We start from the raw sequence: 26,473 nt of genomic DNA, 5'->3' as shown, positions 1-26,473 counted from the left end.
CCGGGACGCAGATGCGTACCGGCGGGTACGGCCAAACTAATCGAGAGCTACCGGATCCCGGTGCTCCGCCGCAACCCAGTGCGGTTTCCGGAACTTCAGCAGGGCGAGCGGCGCGAGGAAGCCCAGCGTCAGCAGACCGCCGCCGACGATGGCGAGGTAGCGCCACACCGGGCCGCCGCCGAACTGCTCCGGCGGGACGAAGCCGATGCACATGGCCGCCAGCGAGGCCGCGAAGCCGACGCCGGCCACCAGGTGGACGGCCGGGACGCGGAAGCCGCGTGCGTGGTCCGGCCGCTTGGCCCGCAGCCGGATCACGGCCGCGAACATCAGCAGGTAGACCACGAGGTAGATCTGCGTGGTGACCACGGAGAAGATCCAATAGGCGCTGGAGACATCGGGGATGACCGCGTAGAGCAACGCGATGAGGGTGGTCAGGACGCCCTGCGCGACCATGATGTTCCGCTGCACGCCGTTCTTGTTGAGCCGCTGCAGGACGGGCGGCAGATAGCCCTCCTGCCGGGCGACCAGCAGAAGTCCCTTGGACGGCCCGGCCATCCACGTGAGCATGCCGCCGAGCGCCGCGGCGACCAGCAGGACGCCGACGACCTTGGTCAGCCAGCCCACGTGGAAGTGGTCGAAGAAGCCCTGGAACGCCTGCATCACGCCTGCGGTCAGACTGAGGTCCTTGCCGGGCATGACCCAGCTGATGGCCAGCGCCGGCAGGACGAAGATCAGCAGGACGAGGCCGGTGGCGAGGAAGACCGAGCGCGGGAACTCCTTGCCGGGCTCGCGCAGCGAGGAGACGTGCACGCCGTTCATCTCCATGCCCGCGTAGGACAGGAAGTTGTTGACGATCAGCACCAGGCTGGCCAGTCCGGTCCACGGCGGCAGCAGGTGACCACTGTCCATGGGCGCCGCGGAGGCGTTGCCCTGGCCGAGGAAGACCAGGCCGAGGACGACGAGGACGACGCCGGGGATCAGGGTGCCGATCACCAGGCCCATGCCGGCGAGCCCCGCCACGGCCTTGGTGCCGCGCGCCGAAATCAGCACGCCCGCCCAGTAGATGACGACGATGACGAGGGCGATGTAGAGGCCGTTGTCCGCGAGCCGCGGGTCGACGACGTACGCGAACGTGCTCGCCACGTACGCCAGCAGGCTGGGGTAGTACGCGATCGTCATCGCGAACTGGCACCACACGGCCAGGAAGCCCAGCGGCTTGGACAGCCCCTCGCTCACCCACCGGTGGACGCCGCCCGGCCAGCCGGAGGCCAGCTCGGCCGAGACCAGGGCGGTCGGCAGGAGGAATACCAGGGCCGGGAGGAGGTAGAGGAAGACGGCGGCCAGTCCGTAGAGCGCCATCGACGGTGCGGGCCGGAGGTTCGCCACCGAGGCCGTGGTCATCATCGCGAGGGTCGCCCACGAGATGAACTGGGTCTGTGCGGTGACAGGGGGACGGGAGACGGGACGGTCGTGGGTGACCTGTTCCGTGAGGGTCATGGGAGGCGGAGCGTCTTTCAGTTGTCGGCGGTACGTCCCAATGATCGGACCTTGCCACCGTTCTGCGCACATCCGTACGGGCCCCGCCCTGGAGCGTCATACCCCGCGGGGGTAAGGTGCAGCGGAGATCGAAGAGCTGTGGAGAGACGCCGATGCACGGACAGCACAAGGCCGCCGCGTGGTGCGGCCGGCTGCTGCTGTTCGCGGCGCTGCTGCTGGGCATCGTGACGATGCACACACTCGGGCACCCGGGCGAACACGGCGGCGGGCACCCGGTTCCGGTCGCCATGGCGCATACCGATCATGCCGGTCACCCCACGGGCCCGGTCGCGCACGATCCCGTGCACGGCGGCATGGACCCCCTGTCCGTCTGCCTCGCCGTCCTCGGCACGGGCTGGGCGGCGGCCCTCCTCCTCTCCCTGACCGCCTTCCTCCACGGCCGCTCCACGACGGCCGCCGCCGTGCGGGCGTGGTTCACGCCCGCCCTGTGGCCGATCCCGCCACCGCCACGGCACAAGGCCCTCGCCCGGTTGTCGGTGCTCCGCGTATAGGCGGCAGCGCGCGCTCGCTGCTGCCCGTATTCACCACCGACACCCACGAGGTGCCCTTCCCCATGCGCACACCCACCCGCCGCGCCGTGCTCGGCGCGGGAATCGCCGTCGCCGGAAGCGGCCTGCTGGCCGCCTGCTCGACGAACAGCAAGGCCGAGGAGCGTTACGTCTCCCCCGACGGCAAGGAGGTCGCCGCCGCCGAGGCCCGGCGCGGCACCGGCCCCGTCCGCAGGACGGTCCTCACCGCCACCCCCTCCCGGCTCGACCTCGGCGCCGGACGCACCGTCTCCACCTGGACGTACGGCGACCGGCTGCCCGGCCGGGAGATCCGGGTCACCGCGGGCGACACCCTCGCCCTCACCCTGGCCAACCACCTGCCCGAGCCCACGTCCGTGCACTGGCACGGGCTGGCGCTGCGCAACGACATGGACGGCGCCCCGGGCGTCACGCAGCAGCCGGTCAAGGCGGGGGCGTCCTTCGACTACCGCTTCACCGTGGCGCACCCGGGCACGTACTGGCTCCACCCGCACTCGGGCGTCCAGCAGGACCGGGGGCTGTACGCGCCGCTGATCGTGGACGACCCGAAGGAGCCGCTGAAGTACGACAAGGAGTGGGTCGTCGTCCTGGACGACTGGGTCGACGGCGTGGACGGCAGCACCCCGGACGCGGTGCTGGCGGAACTGGGCCGGGGCATGGGCGGCATGGACCACGGCTCGATGGACCACGGCTCGCACGGCATGCCCGGCATGTCACACATGTCGATGGCGTCGACGACCATGCCCGCCGGGGACGGCGGCCCTTCCCGGATGCTGATGGGCGCCACCAGCGTCTACCTCGGCGGCGACGCGGGCGACGTCGCCTACCCGCACTACCTCGTCAACGGGCGCACCCCCGACGACCCCGAGACCTTCACCGCCGAGCCGGGCGACCGCGTCCGCATCCGGCTCCTCAACGCGGGCGGCGACACGGCCTTCCGCGTCGCGCTCGGCGGCCACCGGATGACCGTCACGCACACCGACGGCTGGCCCGTCGAGCACACGGAGACCGATTCCCTGCTGCTGGGCATGGGCGAGCGGTACGACGTGCTGGTCGAGGTCAAGGACGGCGTCTTCCCGCTCACCGCCCTGGCCGAGGGCAAGCAGCGCACCGCGCTGGCCGTGCTGCGCACGGGCGGGGGCGAGGCGCCGGGCGCGGACGTGCGGCCCCGCGAACTGGACGCCGCCCCGCTGGGCGCACAGCGGCTGAAGGCGGCGCGGGACGTGGCCCTGGCGGACCGCCGGCCGGACCGGACGATCACGCTCCGGCTGACGGGCTCGATGGCGAAGTACGACTGGGCCATCGACGGGCGCAAGTACACACCCGAGCCGAGCCACGCGGTGCGCTCGGGGGAACGGGTGCGGCTGGAGTTCGTGAACGACACGACCATGTGGCACCCGATGCACCTGCACGGCCACACGTTCGCCCTGGCGGGCGGGGGGCCGCGGAAGGACACGGTGATGGTGCTGCCGGGGAAGCGGGTGGGCGTCGACTTCGACGCCGACAACCCGGGGCTGTGGATGATCCACTGCCACAACGTCTACCACTCGGAGAGCGGCATGATGACGGTCCTGGGCTACCGGGGCTAGCACAGGGGGGTCCGGGAGCGCGGCTCCCGGACCCCACGGCCTCAACAGGCCAGGGCCACCTGCGTGCCCTCGGGCGCGTTGTAGTGGTCGATGACCTTGTTCAGCTCGGCCTGGTAGTACATCGGCCACACGCCGAAGAGGAGCACGAACAGCAAGCCCAGCCCGCCGCTGCAGGTCGGCTGCAGACCGGCCGCCCGCTGGGCGTCGGCGATGCGCCGGCCCGTGTTGTAGATCGACACCAGCGGCGGGATCATCAGCAGGATGCCGCCGAACCACAGCGTGAACAGGCTGCCCGCCGGGCTGATCCGGCGGCGGCTGTCGAACTGCAGCATCTCCTTGTGGATCTTGTAGTACCAGACCAGCGTGTAGATGCCGAACGTGATCAGCGGCAGGCCGAGCCACACTCCCACGATGTTGCGGCGCTTCATCGCCAGGCCGGCATGGGCCGGGGCGGGGGCCGGGTACCCGAACGGCGGCTGCTGCGGGTAGCCGTACTGCATGCTCAACGGATCTCCTGGAAGTGAGCTCTGACAACGCATCAATCGACGCATCAATGAGCCCGTGGGCCTCACGCGCCACGGGCAGGCGCGCAGCCTGCCACAAGATCACGCCATGTGGCCAGAAGAGCCGGAGGGGCGTGGGCACCCTCACACCCCCATTGCGTCACATAGACGAATACACTGGGTCCGTGGCTCAACTTCGTCTCGCCCTGAACCAGATCGACTCCACCGTCGGCGACCTCGCCGGAAACGCGGAGGCCATCGTCCGCTGGACCCGGCACTCCGCCGAGCAGGGCGCCCACCTGGCCGCCTTCCCGGAGATGGCGCTCACGGGCTATCCCGTGGAGGACCTCGCCCTGCGCTCCTCGTTCGTGGAGGCGAGCCGCGCGGCGCTGCACGCGCTGGCCGCCCGGCTGCAGGACGAGGGCCTCGGCGAGCTGCCGGTCGTCGTGGGCTACCTGGACCGCACCGACGCGGCCCGCCCCCGCCTGGGCCGGCCCGCGGGCGCCCCGCGCAACGCCGCCGCCGTCCTGCACCGCGGCACGGCCGTGCTCACCTTCGCCAAGCACCACCTGCCCAACTACGGCGTCTTCGACGAGTTCCGGTACTTCGTGCCCGGCGAGACCCTGCCGATGGTGCGCGTGCACGGCGTGGACGTCGCCCTCGCCATCTGCGAGGACCTCTGGCAGGAGGGCGGCCGCGTCCCGGCCGCGCGCGCCGCCGGGGCCGGGCTGCTGCTGTCGGTCAACGCCTCCCCGTACGAGCGGGAGAAGGACGACACCCGCCTGGAGCTGGTCCGCAAGCGCGCCCAGGAGGCCGGCTGCACCACCGCCTACCTGGCGATGATCGGCGGCCAGGACGAGCTGGTCTTCGACGGCGACTCGATCGTCGTCGACCGCGACGGCGAGGTGATCGTGCGCGCCCCGCAGTTCGAGGAGACCTGCGTCGTCCTCGACCTGGAGCTGCCCGAGGCCCCCGCCCGGACCCCCTCCGGCGTGGTCGACGACGGCCTGCGCATCGAGCACGTCACGCTCTCCGCCGACCCGCTGCCCGCCTACGAGCCGCTGCCGCTGCCCGCGGCGCAGCCGCACCTGGGCGACGACGAGGAGGTCTACACCGCCCTCGTGCAGGGCCTGCGCGCGTACGCCCGCAAGAACGGCTTCCGCAGCGTCCTCATCGGGCTGTCCGGCGGCATCGACTCCGCGCTCGTCGCCGCCATCGCGTGCGACGCGGTCGGCGCGGAGAACGTGTACGGCGTGGCCATGCCCTCGCGCTACTCCTCCGAGCACTCGATCGCCGACGCCGAGGAGCTCGCGCGGCGCACCGGGCTGAACTTCCGCATCGTGCCGATCGCGCCGATGTTCGACGCCTACATGGACTCGCTGAAGCTCACCGGCCTCGCCGAGGAGAACCTCCAGTCGCGGCTGCGCGGCACCATGCTGATGGCCGTCTCCAACCAGGAGGGCCACATCGTCCTCGCGCCGGGCAACAAGTCCGAGCTGGCGTGCGGCTATTCGACGCTCTACGGCGACTCCGTCGGCGCCTACGGCCCGATCAAGGACGTCTACAAGACGGGCATCTTCCGCCTCGCCAAGTGGCGCAACCAGGCCGCGGCGGAGCGCGGCGAGACCCCGCCGATCCCGGAGAACTCCATCACCAAGCCGCCGAGCGCCGAGCTGCGCCCGGGCCAGGTGGACACGGACTCCCTGCCGGACTACGACGTCCTGGACCGGCTCCTGGAGCTGTACGTCGACGGCGACCGGGGGCGCGACGCGATCATCGCGGCGGGCTTCGACGCGGACCTGGTCACGCGCGTGCTGCGGCTGGTGGACACGGCGGAGTACAAGCGGCGCCAGTACCCGCCGGGCACCAAGATCTCCGCGAAGGGGTTCGGCAAGGACCGCCGGCTGCCGATCACCAACCGGTGGCGGGAGGCCTGACCGCTGCGCGGGGCGTTCAGCAGGAAGTGCCGTCGGTCGACTGCCGGTCGTTCTCGGCTGATCGCGCAGTTCCCCGCGCCCCTATCGGGGCGCGGCCCCGCGTACGACCAGGCCGTCCAACAGATTTGCCGTCGCCGCCGCGACGGCATCCACGGCCTCGTCGAAGACGGCCCGGTTGTGCGCGGCCGGTGCCCGGAAACCGGACACCTTGCGCACGTACTGGAGGGCGGCGGCCCGGATGTCGGCCTCGGTCACCTCGGGGGTGACCGGTGCCCTGAGCGTTTTGATGCTGCGGCACATGTCTTCAGTGTGCCGTGCGCCTCCCTCAGATCTTCACCCGCGCCGCCACCGGCAGGTGGTCGCTCTGCGTCGCCGGGAGGGTCCAGGCCGAGACCGGGTCCATGCCCCGCACCATGATCTGGTCGATCCGCGCCATCGGCGCGTCCGCGGGCCAGCTGAAGCCGAAGCCGTCGCCCGCGGCGCCCTGGGCGGAGCGGAGCTGGGAGGTGACCGGGGCCAGCGAGCGGTCGTTCATGGTGCCGTTGAGGTCGCCGAGGAGGACGAGCTTCTTCACCGGCTCCCGGGAGATCGCCTCGCCCAGCGCCTCGGCGCTGTTGTCGCGCTGACCGGCGGTGAAGCCGGCGTTGAACTTCACGCGCACCGACGGGAGATGGGCCACGTAGACGGCCACCGGGCCGCGCGGGGTCTCGACGGTGGCGCGCAGGGCGCGCGTCCAGCCCATCTTGATGTCGACGGGACGGGCGTCGTTCAGCGGGTACTTGCTCCACACGCCGACCGTGCCCTGCACCGAGTGGTACTTGTACGTGTCCGCGAGCGCCTTCTCGTAGACCGGCGCGACCTCGGGCTTGAGCTCCTCCAGCGCCACGACGTCCGCACCGGAGGCGGCGACCGACTTGGCCGTCGAAGTCGGGTTCGGGTTCTCGGCGTTGACGTTGTGCGTGGCGACCGTGAAGTTGCCGCCCTTGCCCGACTTGTCGGTGAGCAGCCCGCCGAAGAGGTTCACCCAGGCGACGGCGGGCAGCAGCAGCGCGATCAGGGCGGTGGCCGAGCGGCGCAGCAGGGCCGCGACGAGCAGGACGGGGACCAGCAGGCCGAGCCAGGGCAGGAACGTCTCGGTGAGGCTGCCGAGGTTGCCGACGCGGTTGGGGAGCTCGGCGTGCAGCAGCATGATCAGGCCGAGCACGAGCGCCAGGGCGGCCACGACCACGCCCCGGCGCCAGATGCCGGGCCCGCGCCAGCGGGGGGTCCGCACGGGGGCGGACCCTTCGCGGCCCGCGTCCTGGGTCTGTGCCTGCGACATCGTGTGTCCTCACTACTCGGTGTTCGTAGGGAAGGACGTACGGGCAGGTCGCACGGGTTCTGCCTGTGACACAACGGGCACAATCGCGCTAAGGGCGCACGCCCTCCAGCACCGTGTCCACGATCTGTTCCGCCAGCCCCTCGGGGAGCTCCTTCCACTCGTGCATGATCGCCCGTGACAGCATCGGGCTCACGAACAGGTCCGTCAGCAGCTCGACGTCGAGGTCCGAACGGATCTCACCGTTCGCCATCCCCCGCCGCAGCACGGCGAAGAACGCCTCGCGCCGCGCCTGCACCACGGTCTCGTGGTACTCCTTCCACAGCCTCGGGTGCGCCTGCACCTGTGCGGTGACGGTGCGCAGCAGCGCGGACGACCGCTTCGCCAGGCCCCGCCGCCGCAGGTACTCCAGCAGCAGCACCAGGTCCTCCCGGGCCGAGCGGCCCGGGAGGGCGGGCTGGGCCTCGTCCAGGGAGCGCAGCACGTCCAGCATCAGCTCCTCCTTGCCGGCCCAGCGCCGGTAGAGGGTCGCCTTGCCGACGCCCGCCTCGCGGGCGACGCGCTCCATCGACAGGTCGCCGATGGTGGTGCCGTCCTCCAGCAGCCGCAGCACCGTCTCGATCACCGCGGTGTCGACGGCGGCGCTGCGCGGCCGCCCGCGCCGGTCCGTGCACGGCTGCGTGCTCACCGCTCGGCCCCCGCTTCCGCCTTCTGCGCGCCGGGGCGTTCCGCTCCCGGCGCGCCCGCGCCCGCGGCCCGCTTGCCGGGCAGGAAGAGGGCGACGACGAGCGCGCCGAGCAGGGCGACCGACGTGGAGCCGATGACGGTGACGTGCATGGCGTGGATGAACGCGTCGTCCGCCGGTCCCACGAGCGCCTTGCCGGCCGGGCCGAGCCGCTCGGCGAGGCCGAGGGTGGCCTCGATGGACTCGCCCGCCGCGTGCCGCGCGGACTCGGGCAGGCCGGGGACGGCGGCGAGCTTGTCGGAGATGCCGTTGCGGTAGGTGGTGGAGAGCAGCGAGCCCAGGACGGCGACGCCGAGCGCACCGCCGATCTGCCGGAAGGTGTTGTTCACGGCGGAGCCCGAACCGGCCTTCTCGCGCGGCAGCGACTGCATGATCGAGACGGTGGCGGGCGGCATGATGTGCGCCATCGCGGTGCCCTGCGTGAAGAACAGGATCTCCAGGACCCAGATCGGGGTGTCCTTCTCCAGCAGCAGGAAGCCCGCCGTGGTGGCGGCGACCAGCAGCATGCCGACGGCGCACACGGCCCGGGCGCCGAACTTGTCGACCATGAGGCGGGCCCGCGGGGCGAAGAACATCTGCGCGGCGGCCAGCGGCAGCAGCAGCATGCCGCTCTGCAGCGGGGTGTAACCGCGCACGCTCTGCGTGTAGAAGACGATGAAGAACGTGGTGCCCATCAGCGCGAAGAAGACCAGCGCGATGGAGGAGACGGACGCGGAGAAGGCGGGGTTGCGGAAGTACCGCACGTCGATGGCGGGATGCGCGCTGCGCCGCTCGTGCAGCACGAAGAGGACGAGGGTCAACAGGCCGCCGCCGACGGTCCCGTAGACCTCGGGGTCGGTGAAGTCGGCCAGCTGGCCGCCCTTGATGATGCCGTACACCAGCAGCACCAGGCCGACGACGGAGAGCAGCACGCCGAGCGGGTCGAGTCTGCCGGGCTTGGGGTCCTTGGAGTCCGGGACGAGCACCACCATCGCGATCAGTCCGGCGATCACGATGGGCACGTTGACCAGGAAGACCGAGCCCCACCAGAAGTGGGAGAGCAGGATGCCGCCGGTGATCGGGCCGATGGCGATGGCCAGGCCGACCGCGCCGGCCCATATCCCTATGGCCTTGGGCTGCTCCTCGCGCTCGAAGACGTTCATGATGATCGCGAGGGTCGAGGGCATCACGAAGGCGCCGCCGAAGCCCATCACCGCGCGGAACGCGATCAGTTGGCCCGGTGAGCCGGCGACGGCGGAGAGCACCGAGCCGATGCCGAAGACGACCATGCCGAAGAGCAGGACCTTCTTGCGGCCCAGCCGGTCGCCCAGCAGACCGGCGGTGAACAGTATCCCGGCGAAGACGAGCGTGTAGGCGTTGATCGCCCACTCCAGCTCGCTCTGGGTCGCCCCCAGCCCGGTCGGGGCGGGCGAGGCGATGGTCTTCATCGCCACGTTGAGGATCGAGTTGTCCAGCACCACCACCAGCAGGCTGAACAGGAGCACCGTGAGGATCGCCCACCGCCTGCGGTGGACGGCCTCGGGGACCCCGCGGGCGGGGGCTGCGTCGGAGGGAATCGCCATGTACACCACCCTAGACCCATTCCGAAACGGCCCCGTCTCGTATTAGAAAACCTTTACACGTGAACAACTGTTCCCCGGGTGGGTTCCCCGGCGCCGGGCGGCGTGTCAGCATGGAGGTGATCCGGGGACGCCGTCAGGGCGCCTCGAGACGACTTCACAGGAGCCGATCGCCATGACGCATGCCGTGAAAGCCCCCGACAGCAGCAAGGCGCTGTACGGCGGAACCGCATCCCGGCGCATCACCGTCCGCGACATCGCCGCCGCCAAGCAGCGCGGCGAGAAATGGCCCATGCTCACCGCCTACGACGCGATGACCGCCTCCGTCTTCGACGAGGCCGGCATCCCCGTCCTGCTGGTGGGCGACTCCATGGGCAACTGCCACCTCGGCTACGAGTCCACGGTGCCGGTCACCCTGGACGAGATCACCATGCTCTCGGCCGCCGTCGTACGGGGCACCAAGCGCGCCCTGGTCGTCGGCGACCTGCCGTTCGGTTCGTACCAGGAAGGCGCCGTACAGGCGCTGCGCAGCGCCACCCGGCTGGTGAAGGAGGCGGGCGTCGGCGCGGTCAAGCTGGAGGGCGGCGAGCGCTCGGCCCACCAGATCGAGCTGCTCGTCGAGTCCGGCATCCCGGTCATGGCCCACATCGGCCTCACCCCGCAGTCCGTCAACGCCTTCGGCGGCTACCCCGTCCAGGGCCGCGGCGAGGAGGCGGCCGCGCAACTGCTGCGCGACGCGAAGGCCGTGCAGGACGCGGGCGCGTTCGCCGTCGTCCTGGAGGTCGTGCCGGCGGAGCTGGCCGCCGAGGTCACGCGCGTCCTGCACATCCCGACGGTCGGCATCGGGGCCGGGGCCGAGTGCGATGCGCAGGTCCTGGTCTGGACGGACATGGCGGGGCTGAACGGGGGCCGTGTGCCGCGCTTCGTCAAGCAGTACGCGCGGCTGCGCGAGGTGCTCGGTGACGCTGCGCGCGCTTTCGCGGAGGACGTGGTCGACGGGGCGTACCCCGCGGAAGAGCACGCGTTCCACTAGGGCCTGTCCGACGGGTCGCGTGACCGAGCCGCGCTGATGTCGTTCCGCCCGGCGTGGGGCGAGGTGATTTGTCGGATCGGGAGTTGGCCCGGCGTGCGCCGCACTTGCCGAGGAACACAGGGCGGGGCGGGCGGTGGGTGTGCCATCGCAAGGTGCCGGCGCCGCAGGCAACGGCGGGCCGCGCACTGCGAGCCGGTCCCCGACCCGGCGGCCGGTCTTGCCGGTGCCGCCGATGACGAGCGTTGTGCTGTCGCTGTGCGTTGCATCGTTGCGAGTCATGACTTCAGTCAAGCTCAGTGCGGTCAGGCGGACCATGGCCACGGCGCTCCGCTCCATACGCGAGCGTCCAGTGCACACGGATGGGCCCTTGGCTCTGGCTAAAGGGACAGGAGGATGGCGCCTACCAAGAGGCCGATGAAGTGCACGAGCGGGAGGGCCAGGGGGGCGAGATGCATGAACTCACCTTTCATGGGCGATGGTTGCTAGCCGGTGGATGCCCATGCCGACGATCCGGCACTCGTCATCTCCCTCGTACGGGGCCAGGTGCATCGATCCTCCGGCTTCTTGTTCGGAGGCGATGCCCACGGCCGCTCGGCGGCACGAGGCGACCGGCGGACCGTGACTGTTGCCGTCGCCCGGTCGACCCGTCGGACACTGCCTAGGCGCGGGCGCGCCCCGAAGGGGCGCGGGGAACTGCGCGATCAGCCACCGACGGCCTGCAGCCGACGCACCACCCCAGGGGTCCGGGGCGCAGCCCCGGGAACGTCGGCTGCGGGCGCGTCGTGGTCGCTCGCGCAGTTCCCCGCGCCCCTGTCGGCGCCCTGTCGGTCCGTTGTCGGTGGCCCCTGCCACCGTAGTGGGCATGACGCAGAACGACATCGCCGTCGAAGTCCGCGGCCTGGTCAAGCACTTCGGGGACACCAGGGCTCTGGACGGGGTCGACCTGGACGTGCGCGAAGGCACCGTCCTCGGAGTGCTCGGGCCCAATGGTGCCGGCAAGACCACCCTGGTCAGAGTCCTGTCCACGCTGATACGCCCCGACGCGGGCACCGCCCGCGTCGCGGGGTACGACGTGCTGACCCAGCCCCGCGCGCTGCGCCGGGTCATCGGGCTGACCGGGCAGTACGCCTCGGTCGACGAGAAGCTCTCCGGCCGCGAGAACCTCTACATGATCGGGCGGTTGCTCGACCTCTCCCGCAAGGACGCCCGGCGCCGGGCGGACGAGATGCTGGAGCGCTTCTCCCTCACCGACGCCGCCGGGCGGCCGGCCGGGCAGTACTCCGGCGGCATGCGCCGCCGGCTCGACCTGGCCGCCTCCATGATCGGCCGACCCGCCGTGCTCTACCTCGACGAGCCCACCACCGGCCTCGACCCGCGCACCCGCAACGAGGTGTGGAGCGAGGTGCAGCGCATGGTCGCCGAGGGCAGCACCGTGCTGCTCACCACGCAGTACATGGAGGAGGCCGAGCAGCTCGCCCACGAGCTGACCGTCGTCGACCGCGGGCGCGTGATCGCGGGCGGCCGGATCGACGAGCTCAAGGCCAAGGTCGGCGGCCGCACCCTGCAGATCCGCCCGGCCGACCCGGCCGAACTGCCGCGCATGGCCGAGGCGGTGGCCCGCGCCGGGCTCGACGGCGTCGCCGGCGCCACGCCCGACGAGGCCGAGGGCGTGGTGAACGTCCCGATCGTCAGCGACATACAGCTGACCGCCGTCGTAGGCATGCTGGCCGAGCGCGGCTTCGTCATCTCCGGCATCAGCACCCATCTGCCCAGCCTGGACGAGGTCTTCCTCGCCGTCACCGGCCAGAAGACATCGGCCGCCCCCGCCCCGCACGACCGTACCGACGCACTCCAGGAGGCCGCCGCATGAGCGCGGCAACGATCACCGCGCCCGCAGCGGCGCCCGCCCGCGAGCCCCGGATCGGCCTGCGCGGCAACCTGCGGCACATCTCGGCGCTCGCGCGCCGCAACGCTCTGCAGATCAAGCAGGATCCGGAGTCGATGTTCGACGTCGTCATGATGCCGATCATCTTCACCCTGATGTTCGTCTACGTCTTCGGCGGCGCCATCGCCGGCAAGGGCAACCAGGGCGAGTACGTCAACTACCTGGTGCCCGGCCTGATGGCGATGACCGGCATGAACATCGCGATGGCCGTCGGCACGGGCATCAACGAGGACTTCCGCAAGGGCGTGATGGACCGGTTCCGGACGATGCCCATAGCCCGGTCCTCCGTGCTCGTCGCGAAGATCGTGACCGAGGTCGGCCGGATGATCGTCGCCACCGCCATCCAGCTGGGCATGGGCTTCGCCCTGGGGCTGACGCTCAAGACGTCCGTGCTGCACCTGCTGGCCGCCGTCGTGCTGAGCATGGTCTTCGGCGCCGCCCTGATGTGGATCTTCATCCTGCTGGGTCTGGCCATGAAGACGGCGCAGGCCGTCCAGGGGGTCGCCATGATCGTCCTGATGCCGCTGCAGTTCGCCAGCTCGATCTTCGCACCGACCAGCACCATGCCCGGCTGGCTGAAGGCCTTCGCCGACTACAACCCGCTCGCCAACCTCGCCGACGCCGCCCGCGGCCTCATCAACGGCGGCCCCGTGGCCCACTCGGTGTGGATGGTACTGGCGTGGTCCGCGGGCATCACCGCCGTCATGGCGCCGCTGGCGGTCGCCAAGTTCCGCAAGAAGACGTGACGTTGCAGGCCGCACCGGGCCGGCGTCAGACGAGGGCGGCCGCCTCGGCAGGGGAGAGGCGGGCGCCCTCGGCACAGGCGCGCTCGTAGGCCTCGTCGCCGAGGGAGGCGCGGGCCAGGGACTTCGTCCGGTCCCGGACCTCCCGCTCGTGCGCGGCGACGAAGAAGCCGGGCGGGCGCTGCGCCGCGGCCGCGCCCAGCAGGCGGGCGGCGGTCAGCGCGTGCTCGTCGCCGTCCAGCGCGGCATGGGCATGGGCGCCGTGCAGCATGTTGATCACCCGCATCTGCGGTGCGATCAGCGAGCCGAGCGGGTCGTCGGCCTTCCCCAGCGCCGTACGCACCCTGGGCAGCGCCTCCGCCGGGCGGCCCTCCAGGGTGTCGAGCCACGCGAACAGCCCGCTCATCAGCCCCTCGAAGAGCGCCACCGCCCGCCCCTCGAACTCGCTGAAGAGCTCCGTGAGCAGCTCCCCCGCCTCGCCGGTGCGGCCCATGCGGCCGAGCAGGATGCCGAGCTGGAGCCGGATGAAGACGGTGGCGTCGGTGTTGAACCGCTCGGCCTCCGTGAGCAGCTCGCGCAGGATCCCCTCGGCCTCCTCCGCGCCGATCTCCTCCAGCTCCAGCAGCACCTCGGTGAGCCGCGACCGCAGCACGCACACCTGCCCCTCCGCACCGAGCGCCCGCACGTGCTCCATGGCCTCCCGGTAGTCCTCGGCCGCGGCCGCGAACTCGCCGCGCCGCTCGCGCGCCTCGGCCCGTCCCGACAGGGCCTCGGCCACGCCCCAGGAGTCCTGGATCCGGCGGAAGATCTCCAGGCTCTCGTCCGCGTCCCGTGCGGCCTGGTCGAAGTGCTCGTTCAACATCCTGGCCCGCATCTGGAGGGCGTTGGCCAGTTCCCAGGCGTAGCCCAGGCCTCGGCAGCGGTCCACGGCCGAGTCGACGACGCCGTAGAGGTCGTCGGCGGAGCCGGTCAGCAGCGTCGCGTAGAACCACAGCCAGCCGGGCGTGCGGCAGTTCTGCGGCTGCCCCGTGCCGTACGCCGTGACGATGTTGCGCAGGAACCGCTGGGTCCCGGGGGAGCCGAGCTCCCGCATGTCGGAATCGGCGCAGCCCAGACCGATCAGCCGCACTCCGCGGCGCGCCTCCTCCAGCAGCTCCGGCGACATGGGCGGCGGCTCGTCCGTGCACCCGACGAGCAGCGGCGGGGCCGGGGCGACGGGCTCCGCGAAGGGGTCCGGACCCAGGGCGGCCACGGCCTCCGTCCAGTGGCGGCCGTCGCTGCGGTGGTCGCGCAGCTGCCAGAACCAGCCCAGCGAGAGCACCAGGCACAGCGCCTCCTGCTCGTCCCGCGTGGCCACCGCGTACCGCAGGGCGGTGCGCAGGTTGTCGTGCTCCAGCTCCAGGCGCTCCAGCCAGTGACGCTGCCGTGGGCCGCGCAGCAACGGGTCGGCGGTACGGGCCAGTTCACGGTGGAAGACCAGGTGCCGGTGCATCGCGGAGGCGTGTTCGCCGGCCTCGTCGAGCCGCTCGGAGGCGTACTCCCCCACGGTCTCCAGCAGCCGGTAGCGCATCTGCCCGTCGGCGGCGGGGGCGGCGACGACGAGGGATTTGTCGACGAGCGAACCGAGGTGCACCGCTGTGTCTTCGGAGTCCGCCGTCTCCGCGCACACCTCCTCCGCGGCCTCCAGGCTGCAGCCGCCCGCGAACACCGACAGGCGGCGCAGCACGGCGCGTTCGGGCTCCGTGAGCAGGTCCCAGGACCAGTCGACGACCGCGCGCAGGGTCTGCTGGCGGGGCAGCACGGTGCGGCTGCCGGAGGTGAGGAGGCGGAACCGGTCGTCGAGACGGTCGGCGATGCCGCGCGGGGTGAGCATCCGCAGCCGGGCGGCGGCCAGTTCGATGGCGAGCGGCAGCCCGTCCAGGCGGCGGCAGATCTCGGCGCAGGCCTCCGGGTCGTCCGCGACCCGGAACCCCGGGCGGGCGGCCGCACCGCGCTCGGCGAGCAGCCGCAGGGCGACGGGGTCCGGCAGCGGCTCGACGGGCCGCACCAGCTCGCCGGGCACGGCGAGGGGCTCGCGGCTGGTGGCCAGCACCGTGACGCCCGGGCAGTGGGCGAGCACGGTCTCGGCGAGCCGGGCCGCGGCGTCGACGACGTGCTCGCAGTTGTCCAGGACGAGCAGCATGCGGCGGCGCGCGCAGGCCTCGGCGAGCCGCTCGACGGGGTCGAGCACCGCGGAGTCCGTGGCGGCCCGCAGCCCCTCGGCCGCTGCGCTGCGCACCACCGTCTCGCGCGCCCCGAGCGCGGTGAACACCGCCTCGACGACGTCCTCGGCGCTCCCGCCCTCGTCGACGGGCGCGAGCTCGGCGAACCACACCCCGTCGGGCCACCGCCCGTCCACGCGCGCGGCGGTCTCCGCGGCCTCCTGCGACAGCCGCGTCTTCCCGGCGCCACCGGGCCCGAGCAGGGTGACGAGCCGGTGCGCGGCCAAGTCGCCGCGGATGAGGGAGAGATCGTCCTCCCGTCCGACGAAGGAGGTGAGGCGGGCGGGGAGGTTTCCGGGGGGCCTGGGCGCCCCGTAAGGGGCGCGGGGCGTTACTCCCCCAGCTACCGCTGGGGGTACCCCCAGCGGCTCCGCCGCGTGGGCGCGATCAGCCACGGACGACCCGCAGCCACCGGACACCGGAGCGAGCAACTCCGCATGCAGCGCACGCAGTTCGGGCCCCGGATCGGCCCCCAGCCGCTCGGCGAGGGCCACCCGTATCTCCTCGTAGGCGGCGAGCGCCTCGGCCGACCGCCCGGCCGCGCGCAGCGCCCGCAGCCGGAGGGCCTGGAGCGGCTCGTCCAAAGGGTGGGCCGCGCAGAGCTCGGAGAGCTCGGGCAGTACCACGTGGCCCAGCGCAACGGACGCCGCCAGCCGGGCACGCCGCACCTCGTGATGCCGGGCCTCGGCCCGGGCCGCCGTCCCGGCACCGCCACCGGGCAGGTCCGCCAGGACGGCCCCGCGCCAGAGGCCGAGCGCGTCGTCGAGCAGAACGGCCGCCTTCGCCGGATCCCCGTCGGCGAGCGCCCGCTCCCCCTCGTCCGCGAGCCGCTCGAAGCGGTACAGGTCGACGTCGTCCGGCTCGGCGCACAGCCGGTAGCCGCCGGCCGCGGAGGCCACCGCCTCCCGGCCCAGCACCCGCCGCAACCGCCCCACCAGCGCCTGCAGTGCCCCGGCCGCGTCGGCGGGCGGACCGCCGTCCCACACGTCGTCGACCAGTGCCGCCACGGTCACCGTCCGCCCGGGCCGCAGCGCGAGCGCGGCCAGGAGCGCGCGCAGGCGGGCGCCGCCGAGGGCGACGGGGCCGCCGTCGTCGGTATGGGCCTGGGTGGTGCCGAGGATGCCGTAACGCACGGGCCCATTCTCCCCCGGCCCGCACCGGGGGCCGCGACATTTTCCCCGTGGGACGAAGTACCGTCTCCCGGTACAAGCACCGGTACGTCCATCCCAGGAGCACACAACATGGCATCCCCCGCGACCCGCGGCGAAGGACGCGTGAGCCCCGTCTTCCTCGCCCTCGTCGCCATCATGGCGGTCTCCATATGGGCGGTGTGGACCGATTACGCGGCCAGCCCCGGCTTCGGCGTCTTCCTGTTCATCGTCTCGGCCTGGCTCGTCTCGCTCTGCCTGCACGAGTACGCGCACGCACGCACCGCCCTGCACGGCGGGGACATCTCCATCGGGGCCAAGGGCTACCTCACCCTCAACCCGCTCAAGTACACGCACGCCCTGCTGAGCATCGTGCTGCCGGTGATCTTCGTCATCATGGGCGGCATCGGCCTGCCCGGCGGCGCGGTCTTCATCGAGCGGCACCGCATCAAGGGCCGCTGGAAGCACAGCCTGGTCTCGGCGGCCGGCCCGCTGGCCAATGTCGTCTTCGCGCTCGTCGTCACGGCCCCGTTCTGGCTGAACGCGATGGACGGGGTGCCGGACCACTTCCGCTACGCGCTCGGCTTCCTGGCCCTGCTCCAGGTCTCGGCGGCGATCCTGAACATGCTGCCGGTGCCCGGCCTGGACGGCTACGGCGTGATCGAACCGTGGCTGTCGCACAAGGTACGGCGCCAGGTCGAGCCCTTCGCCCCGTTCGGCCTGCTCGCCGTCTTCGGCTTCCTGTGGATCCCCGAGGTCAACCACGCCTTCTTCGACATGATCGACGCGATCCTGCGCGCCCTGGGCGTCACCCCGTGGGACACCTACTGGGGCCAGGAACTGTTCCGCTTCTGGCAGGGCACCCCGGACATCCCGTCACTCGGCGGGGCCGGAATCCCGGGGCTGGCCTCCTGAGCGGGCGCGAGCCCGACGGCGCTTGCCGAACCGGTGCGGCGCGGCCGCGAGCGCCTCGGCAATGTGCTCCCGGCGCACTTTCCTCCGGGCGAGCGTGGAACCGGCGGCGATGACGCCTCGTGGAGCAGCGGCTGCACCATGGGTGCATTCCGGTGCCGGATACCAACGTCTATGGGTACTCAGGACGTTGGTATCCGGCACCGGAGCGGGTCCTGGCGGGACGTACAGGCGGTACCGGGGCGCCCGTTGCTTCCGAAAGCGCTTGTCCGCCGTCATCCACAGTGAGGCGGCGGTAATTGGCATCGATCTCTTCGAGGGCCGGACGGGCACCCGCCCCGCCGCCCCGGCCGTGTTCCCGACCACCGTGCGAACCGTCTCCGGCTGGATGTCCCAGCGCGACATGACGACGCCCCGCCCCTCCCAGCGCCCGTCCCCGTTATTCAGCGGTTGCCTGGGAGGCAGTATCGAACAGGGCACTGACAGTGCTCATGAGTATCCGTACTCATGAGCGGGTGGGCGAGTCGCTCAGCGCCCGGCGGCGGCCTGCTCGGCGGCGCGGTCGTTCTTCGCCTTGCGGATGTAGTACCAGGCGATGTTGGACGAGACGCCGACGAGCAGGATCCAGATGATGCCGAGCCAGCTGCCCTCCACGAACGAGACGACAGCCGCGACGAGCGCTAGCGCGCAGGCGGCCATGGCGTAGAGGGCGAGGCGGGGCATATCGGCTCCTGGTCCGGGGCGGTACGTGCTCCGACATTGTCCCCCATGCCTCCGGCCGCGGGTCGGGGGTGGCCACGGTTCCCGCTACACGTCCGTGATCCGCAGCCCCGCGTGGGCCTTGTAGCGGCGGTTCACCGAGATCAGGTTGGCGACCAGCGACTCCACCTGGTGGGCGTTGCGCAGCCGGCCCGCGAAGACGCCGCGCATGCCGGGGATGCGCCCGGCCAGCGCCTGCACGATGTCGGTGTCGGCGCGCTTCTCCCCCAGCACCATCACGTCGGTGTCGATCTCCGCGATCTCCGGGTCGGAGAGCAGCACGGCGGACAGGTGGTGGAAGGCGGCCGTCACCCGCGACTCCGGCAGCAGCGCGGCGGCCTGCTCGGCGGCGCTGCCCTCCTCCGGCTTCAGCGCGTAGGCGCCCTGCTTGTCGAAGCCCAGCGGGTTGACGCAGTCGACGACGAGCTTCCCGGCGAGCTCCTCGCGCAGCGCCTCCAGGGTCTTGGCGTGCCCGTCCCACGGCACCGCGACGATCACGATGTCGCTGCGGCGCGCGCACTCCGCGTTGTCCGCACCCTCGACGCCCAGGCCCAGCTCGGCCGCGGCCGTCTGCGCCCGCTCGGCGGCGCGGGAACCGATGATCACCTGCTGCCCGGCCTTGGCCAGCCGGTAGGCCAGGCCGCGGCCCTGGTCGCCGGTGCCGCCGAGGACGCCGACCACCAGGCCGGAGACGTCGGGGAGGTCCCAGGGGGCCTTCGCGGGAGCCTTCTTCGCAGTGGTGTTCGCACCGTTCACACCATTCGCACCATCAGAAGTAGTCATGACAGCGATACTGTCACGATCGGGTGAGGACCCACGCAACCGGCCATCCGCGCACGGCCGTTGCGGCAGGATGCGGGCCATGGACGCCGTACGGGTCGCGTTGCTGCGGGAAGTGCTCGCCGGGACCGAGTGGCTGCAGGACACCCGCCGCTTCGCGGGGGTGCTGCGCACCTCGGTCGCCCGCGACGACGGCGGCCTGCTGCTGGTCGGCACGGCGGAGTACGAGCCGTGGCACCTGGCGGCCCATCTGGACGACGAGGCGGCCTGGTCCGGCCTGTCCCGGCTGTCCCCCACGCTCGTCCGGCACCGGGTCCCGCCGCGCAGCCCGGCCCATCTGTCCGTGGGCCTCGGCCGGCTGGAGGCCGCGCGGCGCGGGGAGACGGTGCTGGTGGTGGCCGAGGGCGGGACCGGGACGGGCCTGCTGGAGCGGGTGCACGACGCCCGGCGCGGCGGGGCGACCGTCCTCGCGCTGGACGACGCCGAGGAGGGCACGGACGCCGACCTGCACTCCCTCGCCCACGACGCCCTGTCCGTGCCCGCCTCCTCGGTCATGGACCTGGACATGGTCCAGCACCTGGTCAGCGCCGCCGCCGGGGAGAACAGCCCGCCCCCCGGCCACGGCCGGCGCTTCCGGGACCGGCTCTCCCGGCTCGCGGAGCAGCTGACCGCCCCGCCGCCGACCCGGTGGTGAGCGGACCGGCCCCGGAAAACCGATTGCGGCGCTTCGCCCCGACCCCCGAACATCGTCCCTCGTGACCGACGACCATCCCCCTCATTCCGGGCGCCTGCGAGCGCTCCTGCCCGACCTCACGCCGTGGCACGCCTCCCGCGACTTCCGCCGCATGTGGATGGCGGGACTGGTGACGGTCTTCGGCACCTTCCTGACCTTCGTGGCCGTCCCGCTCCAGCTCAAGGAGCTGACCGGTTCGACGCTCGCGGTGGGCGCGGTCGGCGCCGTCGAGCTCGTCCCCCTGATCGTCTTCGGGCTCTACGGCGGCGCGCTGGCCGACGCCCTCGACCGCCGCAAGCTGATCCTGTGGACCGAGCTCGGGGTGACCGCCCTGAGCGCGCTGCTGCTGCTCAACACCCTGCTGCCGCACCCGCTGATCTGGCCGCTGTACGTGGTCGCCGCGCTGACCAGCGCGGCGACCGGGCTCCAGCGCCCGGCCCTGCACGCCATCGTGCCGCGCATCGTCGCGCACGAGCAGCTGCCCGCCGCCATCGCGCTCAACTCCATGCGCTGGCAGGTCGGCGCGATCGCCGGCCCGTCGCTGGCGGGCGTGCTCGTCGCCTTCGCCGGACTGCCGTGGGCGTACGGGCTCGACGTGCTGTCGTACGTGATCTCCGCGGTCCTGATCATGACCCTCGCCCCCTCCCCCGCCTCGCACGACGCCGAGAAGCCGTCGCTGCGCGGCATCCTGGAGGGCGGCCGCTACGCGTGGGGCCGCAAGGAGCTGCTGGGGACGTACGCCATCGACCTGACGGCGATGTTCTTCGCCTTCCCCACGGCGGTCTTCCCGTTCCTGGCCGACGAGCTGCACGCCCCCTGGGCGCTGGGCATGATGTACGCCGCGGGCGCCGTCGGTTCGCTGGCGGTCAGCCTGACCAGCGGCTGGGCCTCGCGCATCCACCGGCACGGCCGCATGGTGGTCCTGGCGGCGGCCGGCTGGGGCGGCGCGATGGCGGTGGCGGGCTGGATGCACAACGTCTGGCTGGTGCTGCTGTTCCTGGCCGTCGCGGGCGGCTGCGACATGATCAGCGGCCTGTTCCGCTCCGCGATGTGGGACCAGACGATCCCGGACGAGCTGCGGGGGCGCCTGGCCGGCATCGAGCTGCTCTCGTACTCGGTGGGCCCGCAGCTGGGCCAGGTGCGGGCCGGAGGCATGGCGGCGCTGTCCGGCGTCCGCACGTCGGTGTGGGCGGGCGGGCTGGCGTGCGTGGCGGGGGTGGGGCTGCTGGCGCTGTCGCTGCCCAAGCTGCTGTCTTACGACCAGCGCACGGACCCGCATGCGGTACGGGCCCGCGAGGGGAAGCTGGCGACGGCGGCCTGACCTGGGCGGGGCCGGGCCGTTCGTCGTCGGGTGCGGGTCCGCTGTGCTTGCTCGCGCCCACGCGGCGGAGCCGCTGGGGGCACCTCCCAGCGGTAGCTGGGGGAGTAACAGCCCCGCGCCCCTGCGGGGCGCGGTGCGCACGGCCCCGTCAGGGGCGCGGGGAACTGCGCGACCGGCCACGACGAGCCTGCAGCCGAAGACCCCGCCTCAGCCTTCGCCGTCCTTCCAGCGGGGGTCCTCCCGCCACTCCTCGTTCCGCTCGCGGGCCGTCTCCATCGCGTGGGCGGCCTCCTCCCGTGACCCGTACGGGCCGAAGCGGTCGGCGGCGCGGCACTCCGGGCCCTCCTCCACCGTGCCGTGCTTCAGGCAGTAGTAGTACTCGCCCGGCTTCCCGGCCGTACGCCTCTTGAACAGCGCCATCGAAGGTCTCCTCTCCGTCTCTTCTACACTCGCAGACATGTCTGGCCAGTCGCTTCTTGTTCCGGGGAGACTCTCCCCCACCCGCTCCGTCCCCGCCTCGGTCCCGCGTCCCGAGTACGTGGGCAAGGACGCCCCGACGCCGTACACCGGCCCCGAGGTGCAGGACGCCGAGACGATCGAGCGGATGCGCATCGCCGGCCGCATCGCCGCACAGGCGATGGAGGAGGCGGCCAAGCACATCGCCCCGGGCGTGACCACGGACGAGCTGGACCGGGTCGCGCACGAGTTCATGTGCGACCACGGCGCCTACCCCTCGACGCTCGGCTACCGCGGCTTCCCCAAGTCGCTGTGCGCGTCGGTCAACGAAGTGATCTGTCACGGCATCCCCGACTCGACCGTGCTGCGCGACGGCGACATCGTCAATCTCGACGTGACGGCCTTCATCGGCGGCGTGCACGGCGACAACAACGCCACGTACCTGTGCGGCGACGTGGACGAGGAGTCCCGCCTCCTGGTCGAACGCACGCGCGAGGCGCTGAACCGGGCGATCAAGGCGGTCAAGCCCGGACGACGGATCAACATCATCGGCCGCGTCATCGAGTCGTACGCCAAGCGCTTCGGCTACGGGGTCGTCCGCGACTTCACCGGTCACGGCATCAACTCGTCCTTCCACTCCGGCCTGATCGTCCCGCACTACGACAGCCCGCACCACGACACCCTCATCCAGCCGGGCATGACGTTCACCATCGAGCCGATGCTGACGCTGGGGACGTACGACTACGACCTGTGGGAGGACGGCTGGACGGTCGTCACCAAGGACCGCAAGCGGACGGCGCAGTTCGAGCACACGCTGGTGGTCACGGAGACGGGTGCGGAGATTCTGACGCTGCCGTAACTCCTGCGGAGCGGCGGGGCGGCCGATACAGTTTTACCGACAGCACGTCGGGAACACATTGACTTAGGTAAGCCTAAGTAGGAAGAATCGGCCTTCCCGCCCCCCGTCACCGGAGGTCCGTCTTGGACACGCCGTTCTCCGCCCTCATCCGCACCGCCTCCCACGAGCAGCACACGGAGGCCGAGAACTCCACGTTCATGAGCAACATGCTCGGCGGCCGGCTGGGGGTGGAGGCGTATCGCCGGTACACCGAGCAGCTCTGGTTCGTCTACCGGGCCCTGGAGTCCGCGGCCGCGCCCCTGGCGGCCGACCCGGTGGCCGGCCCGTTCATCCGCCCGGAGCTCGCCCGCACCGCGCAACTGGAGCGCGACCTGACCCACTTGGGCGGCGACGGCTGGCGCACGGCCCTGGAGCCGCTCCCCGCCACGGCGGCGTACGCGGCCCGCATCGAGGAGTGCGCCCGCACCTGGCCCGCGGGCTACGTGGCCCACCACTACACGCGCTACCTGGGCGACCTCTCCGGCGGCCAGATCATCCGCGGCACGGCGGAGAAGACGTGGGGCTTCGCGCGCAAGGGGGACGGGGTGCGCTTCTACGTCTTCGACGGGATCGGCAACCCGGCGGCGTTCAAGCGGGAGTACCGCGAGCTGCTGGACGCGCTGCCGGTGGACGAGCTGGAGAAGCAGCGGGTGGTGGAGGAGTGCCGGCGCGCTTTCGCGCTGAACACTGGCGTGTTCCGGGAGTTGGGGCGGGAGTTCCCGTTGAGTGCGTAGTCGCTCGGCTGCGGGCCGGCTGTAGTTGCTCGCGCCCACGCGGCGGAGCCGCAAATCGATACTTCCCCGCGCCCCTTACGGGGCGCCCCGGGGTTGTGGGCAGGCGTTCCGCAGGGCGGAACGGGTGGGCACAACCCCGGCCACCGGCCCGCACCGCCCCGCGGCGCCCCCGCCAGAGCTCAGCCCTGCATGCCGCCCCGTCGCCGTACCGCGTACACCGCCGCGCCGCCCGCCAGGGCGAGCGCACCGGCCGCGCCGAGCAGGGGGCCGGTCGGGGTGCCGGCGCCCGTCTGGGCGAGGGCGCCGGCGCCGGCGCTCTCCAGCGTCGAACCCGCCGGCAGCGCAGCGCTCTTGTCCACCGACACCGTCACGTTCACCGGGTCGAGGTCCTGGCCCTCCTTGTACATGTCGCCGAAGGCCTTCGCGCCCTGCGCCGTCAGCGTCGCGGGAACGGCCGCCACGGACACGACACCGTCCTTGGCCTTGAGCGCGCCCGCCGGGAGCTTCAGCTTTGCGAGGGGCATGTCGTCCGTGGCGACGACCTTCCCGCTCGACCGCTCCTTCGCCGAGACGTCGGCGTACAGCGTCCCGGACGTGCCGTTCGCCTTCACCTTGAGGTCGCTGAGCTTCAGGTCCAACTGGCCTTCGTGGCCCGTGAAGCGGACCGCGCCGTCGAAGGCCGCGTCGAGGGCGGTCGTGCCCGCGTCGTACGAACCGTGGCCCTTCGGGAAGCGGTAGCCGTCGCCCGACTGCCCGGCGCCGCCGGAGACTTCGGCCTTGCCGCCCGCCACCGGGCCCGTGACGTAGTCGCGGAAGGACTTCTTCACGCCCCAGTCGAGACGGCCGTCGGCGATGGTGCCGGTGGCCGCGGCCCCGGCGGGCTTCGCAGGCTTGGCGGGCTCGGCGGGCTCGGGTGCTGCCGCGGGCTCCTTCGAGGGTTCGGCACTCGGCTTCGTCTTCGGCTGCTCCGGCGCCGGCTCCTGAGGCTTCGGCTCCGGAGAATCCGGCTTCGGCTGCGGCTGCGGCTGCGGCTTCTGCCCGCCGCCCCCGCCCCCGGCCGTCACCGACAGTGTCGCCGCATCCAGATCCTGCCCCTCCTTGTAGAAGCCCTTGAACGCCTTCGCCCCGTCCGCCGTCAGCTTGGCCGGTATCCTCGCGAAGGTCATCGCGCCGCCCGAACCGCCGCCCGGGCGGACGGCGGACAGGTCGAGCGAGGCGATGGCGACGTCGTCCTGTGTCGCACCGCCCGCCGTCGTCACGTCGGCGGTGATACTGCCGGACTTGCCCTGCGTCGTCACCTTCACGTCGGCGAGCTTGATGTCGAGCTCCCAGGACTTGTCGGCCTTCTGGTGACCCAGGAAGCGGACACTGCCCTTGAAGGTGGTGGCGACGGCGTGCTTCGACATGTCGTACGAGCCCGTGCCGCCGGTGAAGGTGAACGGGCCGCTGCCGTCGGCCTGTCGGGCACCGTCGGCGACCTCGACTCTGCCGCCGCCGATCGGACCCGTGACGTACTGGCGGAACGATTCCTTCACGCCCCACTCCAGGGTGCCGTCCTTCAGCGGCATCCCCTGCGGGGCGGCGCCCTCGCCCGCGTGGGCCGCGGGAACGGCCAGCGTCATCGCGCCCAGCGAGACGACGGCCGCGTAGGCGAGGCGGCGAAGTGCGGTGACGGTCATGTCAGTTGTCTCCTTGATCGGTTCGATCGGTTTGCTCGGTGGTGGACTTGCGCCTGCGGAGCACCGCGAACGTCACGGCCGCCAGGGCCAGGACGCCCGCGCCCGCGGCGGCGACGGGGATGACAGGGAAAGCGGAAGCCGAGGGCGAGGCGGAGGGCGGGGACTCCGTGTTCCCCAGGTCCGGCAGCGGCGGCAGGGCCGCCCCCGCCACCAGGGGCACCGCGAGCGAGACGGGGTCCATGTCCGTCCCCTCCCGGTACATTCCGCCGAACACCCCGGCCCCTTCGGCAGTGAGTTTCGCCGGGGCCTCGGTGAGGACGGCGAGGCCGTCCTTCTCCTTCAGGCCGGCGGCGTCGAACGTGATCAGCGGTACGCCGTCCGCCGTCAGCGTCCCCTTGCCGTCCTTCACCGTGACCCGGACCGCGCGCAGCGCGAGGTCGAGATCCTTGCCGGTGAAGCGCAGGGTGCCGGCGAAGGCGGCGTCGAGGGCCGTGCCCCCGGCGGCGTACGTGCCCTTGCCGCGCGGGAAGCGGAAGAGCGCGCCGCCGTCCCGAGCGCCGTCGGCCAGTGACCACGAGCCCTGGGCCACCGGTCCCGTGACGTACTCCCGGAAGGTCCGGCGGACGCCCCAGTCGACGGCGGCCCCGGTGAACTCGCCTTTTTCCGCGGGCTTTTCGGAGGGGGCGGGGGACGGTGACGGGGCGCTCCTCTCCGCGCCCTTCTCCGCGATGCCGGCGGAGAGGCTCACCGGGTCGAGCGCCGTGCCCTCCCCGTAGTACCCCGCGAACGCCTTCGCGCCCTCCGCCGTCAGCTTGGCCGGAACGTCCGTCAGGCTGACGGTCGTGCCGCCGCCGCGCAGGTGCGTTCCGGACAGGTCGAGCGCGGCCAACGGCACCTGCGTGGCCGTGACGGCCTTGCTCGTCACGTCGGCATAGAGGGTGCCTCCGGCGCCGGAGATGCGGACGGCCGGGCGGCTGACGGTGAGGTCGAGCTCGTGGGTGCCGTCGGGTTTGCGGTGGCCGGTGAAGTGAACTCCACCGGAGAAGCCCGCCTCGAAGGCGCCGTCGTCCGGCGCGTACGTGCCCTTGGCCGAGTGGAAGCGGAAGCGGTTCTCACCGGCCGTCGCCGCGCCGCCCTGCAGTTCCCAACCGCCCTGGGCGATCGGTCCGGTGACGTAGCTCTGGAACGAGGATTTGATCCCCCAGTCCAGCCTGCCCCCCGACACCTCACGGCTCTCCGGCCCCTCCGCCCGGGCTGCAGGCCCGGCGAGGACCGTCACCAGCGCCGCGAGCAGCACCGCCACCGGGGCGCGGGCAGGTCTGGACGGCAGCATCGG

General features: G+C 72.2%; 23 protein-coding genes and 1 pseudogene. 12 read left to right on the top strand and 12 right to left on the bottom strand.

The window, feature by feature from the left end; translation table 11 throughout:
* Positions 1–36: 36 nt before the first annotated feature.
* Positions 37–1,497, bottom strand: a complete 1,461-nt coding sequence (gene gadC, locus ACLHRZ_RS14170; protein WP_490418747.1) for a glutamate/gamma-aminobutyrate antiporter GadC — start codon at positions 1,495–1,497, stop codon at positions 37–39.
* Positions 1,498–1,649: 152 nt separating this feature from the next.
* Here gadC and ACLHRZ_RS14165 point away from each other — a divergent pair, with 152 nt between their 5' ends.
* Both ACLHRZ_RS14165 and ACLHRZ_RS14160 read left to right on the top strand, forming a co-directional pair.
* A complete protein-coding gene (locus ACLHRZ_RS14165; protein ID WP_490418746.1) occupies positions 1,650–2,048 on the top strand; it encodes a hypothetical protein in 399 nt (132 codons plus the stop codon).
* Positions 2,049–2,110: 62 nt separating this feature from the next.
* On the top strand, positions 2,111–3,673 hold the full coding sequence (locus tag ACLHRZ_RS14160; protein ID WP_490418745.1) for a multicopper oxidase family protein: 1,563 nt from the start codon (positions 2,111–2,113) through the stop codon (positions 3,671–3,673).
* Positions 3,674–3,714: 41 nt separating this feature from the next.
* Here the strand turns inward: ACLHRZ_RS14160 and ACLHRZ_RS14155 are convergent, their stop codons facing one another.
* Positions 3,715–4,173, bottom strand: coding sequence for a DUF4234 domain-containing protein (locus tag ACLHRZ_RS14155; protein WP_490418914.1), 459 nt, complete (start codon positions 4,171–4,173; stop codon positions 3,715–3,717).
* Positions 4,174–4,361: 188 nt separating this feature from the next.
* Here ACLHRZ_RS14155 and ACLHRZ_RS14150 point away from each other — a divergent pair, with 188 nt between their 5' ends.
* Positions 4,362–6,113 carry an NAD+ synthase gene (locus ACLHRZ_RS14150; protein WP_490418744.1) on the top strand — a complete coding sequence of 584 codons (1,752 nt, stop codon included), beginning with the start codon at positions 4,362–4,364 and terminating at the stop codon, positions 6,111–6,113.
* 81 nt (positions 6,114–6,194) lie between these two features.
* Here ACLHRZ_RS14150 and ACLHRZ_RS14145 read toward each other — a convergent pair whose 3' ends face one another.
* From ACLHRZ_RS14145 to ACLHRZ_RS14130, 4 genes are all read right to left on the bottom strand, one after another.
* The gene (locus tag ACLHRZ_RS14145; RefSeq protein ID WP_490418743.1) at positions 6,195–6,413 is read right to left on the bottom strand and encodes a DUF2277 domain-containing protein; all 219 of its coding nucleotides are present in this window, start codon (positions 6,411–6,413) and stop codon (positions 6,195–6,197) included.
* A 25-nt stretch (positions 6,414–6,438) separates the two neighbouring features.
* The gene (locus ACLHRZ_RS14140; protein WP_490418742.1) at positions 6,439–7,434 is read right to left on the bottom strand and encodes an endonuclease/exonuclease/phosphatase family protein; all 996 of its coding nucleotides are present in this window, start codon (positions 7,432–7,434) and stop codon (positions 6,439–6,441) included.
* Between the two features lie 88 nt (positions 7,435–7,522).
* Positions 7,523–8,119, bottom strand: coding sequence for a TetR/AcrR family transcriptional regulator (locus ACLHRZ_RS14135; RefSeq protein WP_490418741.1), 597 nt, complete (start codon positions 8,117–8,119; stop codon positions 7,523–7,525).
* Positions 8,116–9,738, bottom strand: coding sequence for an MFS transporter (locus ACLHRZ_RS14130; RefSeq protein ID WP_490418740.1), 1,623 nt, complete (start codon positions 9,736–9,738; stop codon positions 8,116–8,118). Before ACLHRZ_RS14130 ends, ACLHRZ_RS14135 begins: the two co-directional genes overlap by 4 nt.
* 172 nt (positions 9,739–9,910) lie before the next feature.
* Between ACLHRZ_RS14130 and panB the strand changes: the two genes are divergently transcribed.
* The 4 genes and pseudogenes from panB to ACLHRZ_RS14110 all read left to right on the top strand — a co-directional run bounded on the left by panB (position 9,911) and on the right by ACLHRZ_RS14110 (position 13,459).
* A complete protein-coding gene (gene panB, locus ACLHRZ_RS14125) occupies positions 9,911–10,768 on the top strand; it encodes a 3-methyl-2-oxobutanoate hydroxymethyltransferase (RefSeq protein WP_490418739.1) in 858 nt (285 codons plus the stop codon).
* Between the two features lie 53 nt (positions 10,769–10,821).
* A pseudogene (locus tag ACLHRZ_RS14120) lies at positions 10,822–10,923 on the top strand (IS5/IS1182 family transposase); the annotation flags it as partial.
* Between the two features lie 707 nt (positions 10,924–11,630).
* The gene (locus ACLHRZ_RS14115) at positions 11,631–12,638 is read left to right on the top strand and encodes an ATP-binding cassette domain-containing protein (RefSeq protein ID WP_490418738.1); all 1,008 of its coding nucleotides are present in this window, start codon (positions 11,631–11,633) and stop codon (positions 12,636–12,638) included.
* The gene (locus ACLHRZ_RS14110) at positions 12,635–13,459 is read left to right on the top strand and encodes an ABC transporter permease (RefSeq protein WP_490418737.1); all 825 of its coding nucleotides are present in this window, start codon (positions 12,635–12,637) and stop codon (positions 13,457–13,459) included. The genes ACLHRZ_RS14115 and ACLHRZ_RS14110 overlap by 4 nt, the downstream gene beginning before the upstream one ends.
* Positions 13,460–13,484: 25 nt before the next feature.
* Here ACLHRZ_RS14110 and ACLHRZ_RS14105 read toward each other — a convergent pair whose 3' ends face one another.
* Positions 13,485–16,850: an AfsR/SARP family transcriptional regulator gene (locus ACLHRZ_RS14105; protein WP_490418736.1), complete on the bottom strand. Its 3,366-nt coding sequence runs from the start codon at positions 16,848–16,850 to the stop codon at positions 13,485–13,487.
* A gap of 108 nt (positions 16,851–16,958) precedes the next feature.
* On the opposite strand from ACLHRZ_RS14105, the gene ACLHRZ_RS14100 reads away from it, so the two are divergent.
* Positions 16,959–17,780, top strand: coding sequence for a site-2 protease family protein (locus ACLHRZ_RS14100; protein ID WP_490418735.1), 822 nt, complete (start codon positions 16,959–16,961; stop codon positions 17,778–17,780).
* A 525-nt stretch (positions 17,781–18,305) separates the two neighbouring features.
* Here ACLHRZ_RS14100 and ACLHRZ_RS14095 read toward each other — a convergent pair.
* Positions 18,306–18,500, bottom strand: a complete 195-nt coding sequence (locus ACLHRZ_RS14095; RefSeq protein WP_490418734.1) for a hypothetical protein — start codon at positions 18,498–18,500, stop codon at positions 18,306–18,308.
* 84 nt (positions 18,501–18,584) lie between these two features.
* A complete protein-coding gene (gene npdG / locus ACLHRZ_RS14090) occupies positions 18,585–19,319 on the bottom strand; it encodes an NADPH-dependent F420 reductase (protein ID WP_490418733.1) in 735 nt (244 codons plus the stop codon).
* Between the two features lie 79 nt (positions 19,320–19,398).
* On the opposite strand from npdG, the gene ACLHRZ_RS14085 reads away from it, so the two are divergent.
* Together ACLHRZ_RS14085 and ACLHRZ_RS14080 are read left to right on the top strand one after the other, a co-directional pair.
* The gene (locus tag ACLHRZ_RS14085) at positions 19,399–20,010 is read left to right on the top strand and encodes a hypothetical protein (protein WP_490418732.1); all 612 of its coding nucleotides are present in this window, start codon (positions 19,399–19,401) and stop codon (positions 20,008–20,010) included.
* Between the two features lie 61 nt (positions 20,011–20,071).
* Positions 20,072–21,370 carry an MFS transporter gene (locus tag ACLHRZ_RS14080; RefSeq protein WP_490418731.1) on the top strand — a complete coding sequence of 433 codons (1,299 nt, stop codon included), beginning with the start codon at positions 20,072–20,074 and terminating at the stop codon, positions 21,368–21,370.
* A 207-nt stretch (positions 21,371–21,577) separates the two neighbouring features.
* Here ACLHRZ_RS14080 and ACLHRZ_RS14075 read toward each other — a convergent pair whose 3' ends face one another.
* The gene (locus ACLHRZ_RS14075; protein ID WP_490418730.1) at positions 21,578–21,790 is read right to left on the bottom strand and encodes a hypothetical protein; all 213 of its coding nucleotides are present in this window, start codon (positions 21,788–21,790) and stop codon (positions 21,578–21,580) included.
* 37 nt (positions 21,791–21,827) lie between these two features.
* Here ACLHRZ_RS14075 and map point away from each other — a divergent pair, with 37 nt between their 5' ends.
* Both map and ACLHRZ_RS14065 read left to right on the top strand, forming a co-directional pair.
* A complete protein-coding gene (gene map, locus ACLHRZ_RS14070; RefSeq protein ID WP_490418729.1) occupies positions 21,828–22,685 on the top strand; it encodes a type I methionyl aminopeptidase in 858 nt (285 codons plus the stop codon).
* 122 nt (positions 22,686–22,807) lie between these two features.
* Complete coding sequence (locus ACLHRZ_RS14065) at positions 22,808–23,458, top strand: biliverdin-producing heme oxygenase (protein WP_490418728.1); 651 nt, start codon at positions 22,808–22,810, stop codon at positions 23,456–23,458.
* Positions 23,459–23,637: 179 nt separating this feature from the next.
* Here the strand turns inward: ACLHRZ_RS14065 and ACLHRZ_RS14060 are convergent, their stop codons facing one another.
* Both ACLHRZ_RS14060 and ACLHRZ_RS14055 read right to left on the bottom strand, forming a co-directional pair.
* Complete coding sequence (locus ACLHRZ_RS14060; RefSeq protein WP_490418727.1) at positions 23,638–25,137, bottom strand: HtaA domain-containing protein; 1,500 nt, start codon at positions 25,135–25,137, stop codon at positions 23,638–23,640.
* Position 25,138: 1 nt separating this feature from the next.
* The gene (locus ACLHRZ_RS14055; RefSeq protein ID WP_490418726.1) at positions 25,139–26,470 is read right to left on the bottom strand and encodes an HtaA domain-containing protein; all 1,332 of its coding nucleotides are present in this window, start codon (positions 26,468–26,470) and stop codon (positions 25,139–25,141) included.
* Positions 26,471–26,473 lie beyond the last annotated feature (3 nt).

Source organism: Streptomyces sp. AM25 (assembly GCF_058146165.1).
The sequence above is the reverse complement of the archived record's forward strand: the minus strand, read 5'-3'. Positions and strand labels throughout refer to the sequence as shown.